At 72.5% G+C, this 6000-nt stretch carries 5 protein-coding genes, 1 pseudogene and 1 riboswitch; of the genes and pseudogenes, 3 read left to right on the forward strand and 3 right to left on the reverse strand.

Annotated features, from left to right (window positions below; genetic code table 11):
* Positions 1 to 54 precede the first annotated feature (54 nt).
* Entirely contained in the window at positions 55 to 1716 is a 1662-nt protein-coding gene (locus QM626_RS12310) for an NCS1 family nucleobase:cation symporter-1 (protein ID WP_415077243.1), read from the forward strand.
* Positions 1713 to 2426: an aspartate/glutamate racemase family protein gene (locus tag QM626_RS12315; protein ID WP_415077244.1), complete on the forward strand. Its 714-nt coding sequence runs from the start codon at positions 1713 to 1715 to the stop codon at positions 2424 to 2426. Before QM626_RS12310 ends, QM626_RS12315 begins: the two co-directional genes overlap by 4 nt.
* 66 nt (positions 2427 to 2492) lie before the next feature.
* Here the strand turns inward: QM626_RS12315 and QM626_RS12320 are convergent, their stop codons facing one another.
* From QM626_RS12320 to QM626_RS12330, 3 genes are all read right to left on the reverse strand, one after another.
* Entirely contained in the window at positions 2493 to 3278 is a 786-nt protein-coding gene (locus tag QM626_RS12320; RefSeq protein WP_415077245.1) for an energy-coupling factor transporter transmembrane component T family protein, read from the reverse strand.
* Positions 3275 to 4741: an ABC transporter ATP-binding protein gene (locus tag QM626_RS12325; protein ID WP_415077246.1), complete on the reverse strand. Its 1467-nt coding sequence runs from the start codon at positions 4739 to 4741 to the stop codon at positions 3275 to 3277. The genes QM626_RS12320 and QM626_RS12325 overlap by 4 nt, the downstream gene beginning before the upstream one ends.
* Positions 4738 to 5358 (reverse strand): ECF transporter S component, encoded by a 621-nt coding sequence (locus QM626_RS12330; RefSeq protein ID WP_415077247.1) that lies wholly within the window; start codon positions 5356 to 5358, stop codon positions 4738 to 4740. The genes QM626_RS12325 and QM626_RS12330 overlap by 4 nt, the downstream gene beginning before the upstream one ends.
* Positions 5351 to 5461: riboswitch (TPP riboswitch) on the reverse strand. It overlaps the preceding gene by 8 nt.
* A 42-nt stretch (positions 5462 to 5503) precedes the next feature.
* On the opposite strand from QM626_RS12330, the pseudogene QM626_RS12335 reads away from it, so the two are divergent.
* Positions 5504 to 6000, forward strand: a pseudogene (locus QM626_RS12335) (D-alanyl-D-alanine carboxypeptidase); the annotation flags it as partial.

Here is a 6000-nt window from a genome sequence, read left to right on the forward strand (position 1 = left end):
GTGGTCATTCGATCCATGTCCCGGGCGCACGCGCCCCGTTCGGAAGGTATCCGCATGCCCGCATCATCCTCCGGTCGCCGAGCGACCGAACCCGCCCCGCTGACCAAGCCCCACGACGTGGTCGAGGCCGCCGGCCTGCCGGTCGGCGCCGGCAACGTGAAGCCCGACTACGACCCGCGCCTCGCCAACGAGGATCTCGCCCCGCTGAAGAAACAGGCCTGGTCGTCGTACAACATCTTCGCGTTCTGGATGTCGGACGTGCACTCCGTCGGCGGATACGTCACCGCCGGCTCGCTGTTCGCGCTCGGCCTGCAGAGCTGGCAGGTGCTCATCGCCCTGCTGGTCGGCATCGTCATCGTCCAGTACTTCGCGAACCTCGTCGCCAAGCCGAGCCAGAAGACCGGCGTGCCGTACCCGGTCGTGAACCGTGCGATCTTCGGCATCCGCGGCGCGAACATCCCCGCCATCATCCGCGGCCTCATCGCGATCGCCTGGTACGGCGTACAGACCTTCCTCGCCGCCGAGTCGCTGAACATCGTGTTCCTGAAGTTCATCCCGGGCTCCGAGGCGCTGCTCGACGTGAGCTTCCTCGGCCTGTCGGCGCTCGGCTGGATCTCGTACGGCATCCTCTGGGTCGCGCAGTTCCTCCTGTTCTGGAACGGCATGGAGGTCATCCGCCGCTTCATCGACTGGGCCGGGCCTGCCGTCTACGTGGTGATGATCGTGCTCGCCGTCTACCTCGTCTCCCAGGCGGGCTGGGGGAACATCTCCTTCAACCTGTCGACGAAGGAACTCGACTTCTGGTCGTCGGTGCCGGTCTTCTTCACCGCCGTCGCCCTCGTCGTGTCGTACTTCTCCGGCCCGATGCTGAACTTCGGCGACTTCGCGCGCTACGGCAAGTCGTTCACGGCGGTGAAGAACGGCAACCTGTGGGGTCTGCCGATCAACTTCCTGTTCTTCTCGCTGCTGACGGTCATCACCGCCTCGGCGACCGTGCCGGTGTTCGGCGAGCTGCTGACCGATCCGATCAAGACGGTGGAGGCGATCGACGCGCCCTTCGCGATCCTGCTGGGCGGTCTGACCTTCGTCACGGCGACGGTCGGCATCAACATCGTCGCGAACTTCATCTCGCCGGCCTTCGACTTCTCCAACGTCGCGCCGAAGAAGATCTCGTGGCGCGCCGGCGGCATGATCGCCGCGGTCGGCTCGGTGTTCCTCACGCCGTGGAACTGGTACTCGAACGACGACGCCATCCACTACACGCTGAGCCTGCTCGGCGCCCTCATCGGCCCGCTGTTCGGCCTGCTCATCGCCGGGTACTACGTCGCCGCGAAGCAGCGCATCAAGACGGACGCCATGTTCACGATGGACGAGAAGGGGCCGTACTGGTACCGGAACGGCTTCAACCCGAACGCCGTCAAGACGGTGTTCGCCGCGGGCATCCCGACCGTCGTCATCGCGATCCTGCCGAAGCTGTTCGCCGACCTGGGCCTGTTCGACGTGACCTACATCAGCGACTTCAGCTGGTTCATCGGATGCGGACTGGGCTACGCGCTGTTCGTGCTCTTCGAGAAGCGCAACCCGCAGGTTCCGACCTTCGTCGGCGAGGCCGAGGGCATCTCGGACGGCACCCTCGACGGGGCCGCCGCGACGGCGGCATCCGAGCCGCCCGCGATCTCGGCCGAGATCCCCGTGGCCACCGAGACGCATCCGTGAGGATCACCCTCCTGAACCCGAACACCTCCCGGGCGATGACCGCGAAGATCGCCGTCGCCGCTCGGGAGGTGACGGGGCCGGGTGTCGAGATCGCCGCCGTCTGCCCCGACGCCGGTCCGGCCGCCATCGAGTCGCATCTCGACGAGGTGTACGCGGCGGCGGCGGTCGTCGAGCTCGTCGAGCGGGATCTCGACGCCGGCGGCAGCGACGGCTACGTCGTGGCCTGTTTCGGCGACCCGGGCCTGGACGCCGCCCGCGAGCTCGTCGACGTTCCGGTGGTCGGCATCGCCGAGTCCGCCATGCACGTGGCGTCTCTCACCGGTCGCACCTTCGCGGTGGTGACGACCCTCGAGCGCACCCTCGGCCGGGCGCACGACCTCCTCGACCGCTACGGGATGACCCGTGCATGCGTGTCGATGACCGGCACCGGCGTCCCCGTGCTCGATCTGGAGGACGCCGATCCCGCCGCCGTCGAGATCATCGCGGCGGCCTGCGAGCGTGCGGTGCGGGACGATCGGGCGCAGGCGATCGTGCTGGGCTGCGCCGGCATGGCCGACCTGTGCGCGCGGTTGACCGTGCGCTGCGGCGTGCCGGTGGTCGACGGGGTGGCCGCCGCCGTCGGTCTCGTCTCGGCGATGTCGCGGATGGGGATCGGCACCAGCAAGCACGGCGAGTACGCGCCGCCGCCGCGTCGGCTCGCCACACGTTGACCCTGCCGGATGCTCACCTTCTGACCCGCGGGGCGGTTCAGAAGGTGAGCATCCCGGGAGAGCGGGTCACAGGGCCCAGACGAGCGTCCAGGTGCCGGCGGCGATCGCGGCGGTGACGGACGCCGCCGCCACCGCGACGGCGATCACCACCAGCACCCCGTCCCGCCAGCCGAGCCGGGAGGACCGCGCCCAGGTACGGGGTCCGTCGGCGCCGAACCCACGCGCCTCCATCGCCGTCGCGAGCTTGGTGCCGCGACGGATCGAGAGCACCAGGAGCGCGAAGGCCTGGCCCAGGAACCGGCGGATGCGGCCGCGGTCGGCGACGCCGCGCGCGCGTCGGGCCATGCCGAGCTCGCGCCAGTCGTCGACGAGCAGCCCTACCAGGCGCAGGCCCGCGAGCGCGCCGAGCACGAACCGGGCGGGCAACCGCAGGAGCTGTGCCAGCCCGTCGGCGAGGTCGGTCGGGTCGGTCGTGGCGAAAAGCACCACCGAGGGCACCGCGATCGCCAGCACGCGCAGCAGGATCGACGACGCGAGGTCGAGCGAGCCCTCGCTGACCCGCACGAGCCCCCACTGCGCGAACACCTCGCCGGAGGCCCGCCCGTAGAGCACCGTCGCCATGGCCGCGATCCCCGCCGCCACCAGGATCGGCCACAGCCGCAGCCACAGCTGCCGTGCGGGCAGCCGGGCGAACGGCAGCAGCACCAGCGTCGCCGCCAGCGCCACCCCCGCCGAGACCGGGTCGATCGACAGCAGCAGCGTCACCGAGACGACGAGCGTCGCCGCGAGCTTGGCGACCGGGTTGGCGCGGCCGAGCGGGCTGCGCGCGGCGTCCAGCACGAACAGGCTCACGCGCCGACCCGCCGTTCGTCGTCGGCCAGCAGCGACACGAGGTCGGGGTCGTGCGAGACGAAGCCGACCGCGGCGCCGCCGGCGCGCAGCGCGTCGATCAGACCGGCGAGCTCGCGCCAGGTGCGGGCGTCCTGCCCGTACGTCGGCTCGTCCAGCAGCAGCACCGCGGGCTCGGTCGCCATCGCCGCCGCCACCGTGAGGCGCCGCTTCTCTCCGCCGGAGAGCGTGAACGGGTTGGCATCGGCGAGCCGGGTCAGCCGCATCCGCTCCAGGAGCGGGTCGACCCGGGAGGCGATCTCCGCGTCGCCCAGCCCCAGCGCGCGGGGGCCGACGGCGAGCTCGTCGCGCACACGCGCGGTCAGCAGCTGATGCTCCGGCTCCTGGAACACCATGCCGATGCGGGTCAGCAGCTCCCGGGAACGCCAGCGGTGCGGTGCGCCGCGGACGCCCGCACGCAGGGCGTCGGATGCCGTGAGCTCACCGCCCAGCGGCGGGCGGAGTCCCGCGAGCGTCTCGGCGAGCGTGGACTTGCCGGCGCCGTTGGCCCCGGTGATCGCCAGCGCCCGGCCGGCACGCAGGGCGACGTCGATCCCGGAGGCCGCGACGAGCGCAGCGCGCTGCCCGAAAGGACGGCGGCCGACCGCGAGCGCCGACCCCGCCAGCAGGACCTCGGCTCCCCCGGTGCGAGGGAGCGCCTCGAGGCCGTGACCGATCCCCGGCACCCAGACCCCGGCACCGGCGAGCGCGGCGCCGTGCACGGCGAACACCGCGTCCGGCACGCCGTCGGCGAGGACCCCGCCCTCGGCGTCGAGCACGAGGACCCGGTCGACGTGCTCGGCCCATAGCGACACCCGGTGCTCGACCACGACCAGCGTCGTGCCCGCACGCGCGACCGTGTCGAGCACCGCGTCGCGGACCTCGACGGCGCCGGCCGGATCCAGGTTCGCGGTCGGCTCGTCCAGCAGCAGCAGACCCGGACGCATGGCGAGCGCGCCGGCCAGCGCGAGCCGCTGCTTCTGGCCGCCCGAGAGCGCCGAGGTCGGGTGGTCCCGCGGCATGCGCAGGCCCACGGCATCCTTCGCCTCGTCGACCCGGCGCCAGATCTCGTCCGGGTCGACGCCGAGGTTCTCGCAGCCGAACGCGATGTCGTCGCCGACCCGGGCGAGCACGACCTGGGCATCGGGATCCTGCAGCACGAGCCCGGAGCGCCCGCGGGCACGCCCCGGCGGACGACCGTCGACGAGCAGCGCGCCGGCGGCTTCGCCGTCCTCCGCGTCGCCGAGCACGCCGGCGAGCCCCCGCAGCAGCGTGGACTTGCCGGCGCCGCTCGCGCCCAGCAGCAGCACGCGCTCCCCCGGGGCGATCTCGAGATCCAGTCCGGACACCGCCGCCCGGCGGCGTCCGGCGTGGCGCCATCCCCACCCGTGCGCGCTGACCCGCGCGCCCGCCGGAGCCGTGCTCACGCGGTGTCGGCGGCGCGGGCCTCCCGGCCGGCGGCGAACCGATCGAGCGCGCCGGTCGCGGCGAGCGCACGCACGATCAGCCAGGACACCAGCCCCGCCAGCAGGATGCCGGACACGATGGACGAGAAGAAGTACACCGTGCGCGGACCGATGTCGTAGGCCGCGATCGACGACAGGTTCGTGTCCAGGATCGCGGTCGACAGCCCGGCGAAGGCGCCCGAGACCAACGCCCCCAGCAGCCGCCAGTTGGCGTAGAGCAGGACGGCGAAGCCGATCTCGGCGCCGACGCCCTCGAGGACGCCCCAGATGAACGTCTCGAACCCCCACTGCGTGCCGACGGCCATGGAGACCACGGCCGCGACGATCTCGGTGTAGAGCGCCGCACCCGGCTTGCGGATGACGAGGCCGCCGAGCACGCCGGCGAAGAGCCAGCCGCCGGACAGCAGCCCCTCCAGGCCCGGCAGGAACGCCAGGCCGGTGCTCAACGGCGTCCAGGCCTGGCCCCAGGCCCAGAAGATGACTCCCGCCGCGACGCCGATGACGCTCGCGACGACGATGTCGACGACCCGCCAGCGGAAGCGCGCGGATCGGACGGATGGGGACGTGGACGTGTGCATCGATACTCCTTCCTGCGCCGGCATGACCCGGATCAGGTTCGACGGTCGAAGCGTGGATTCGCTTCCTCTCAGCCCGGCACACCGGACTCCCGTGGTTGTCGTGCCCGAGTATAGTCACGCGGCGCGATACCGTAGGCGGGTGAGGATGGAAGGCCCGCCGCCGACGCGACGCTCGTTGCGCGAGGGGACGGCCGGCATCCCGGAGTTCACGCCCCCCGCCGCCGACGACCACTCGGCGGTGCCGCTGCTGATCGCGGCGGCCGCGCTCGCCGTCGACACGGAGCCCGGCCACACCGCCGAGCCGGATCACGACGACATGCCGGCGGAGCCCGCCGTCGCGCCCTCCGTCCCGGTCGTCATCCCGCCGACCGCGCTCGCCTGGGTCGACGGCGCAGCCGTCGCGGCGCGGGCGACGCCGATGCTCCAGCTCGAGGCGGCCTCCTTCACCCCCGCGACGGTCGACCTGCTCGCGCGCGCACCGCGCCGCACGATCCGCAGGCCCGGCGTCCTCGTCCCCGCCGGCCTCATCCTCTTCCTGGTCGTCGCCTACTGCGCGACGACGCTGCTGTGGCCGCTGACCGCGGTCGCCCCCACCGTCACCGCGCTGGCCGCGCAGCCGACCGCGGCCGCCGCGGCGTCGCC

Origin of the sequence: Microbacterium sp. (assembly GCF_047606385.1) — a bacterium.
In the GTDB taxonomy this organism is placed as follows: domain Bacteria; phylum Actinomycetota; class Actinomycetes; order Actinomycetales; family Microbacteriaceae; genus Microbacterium.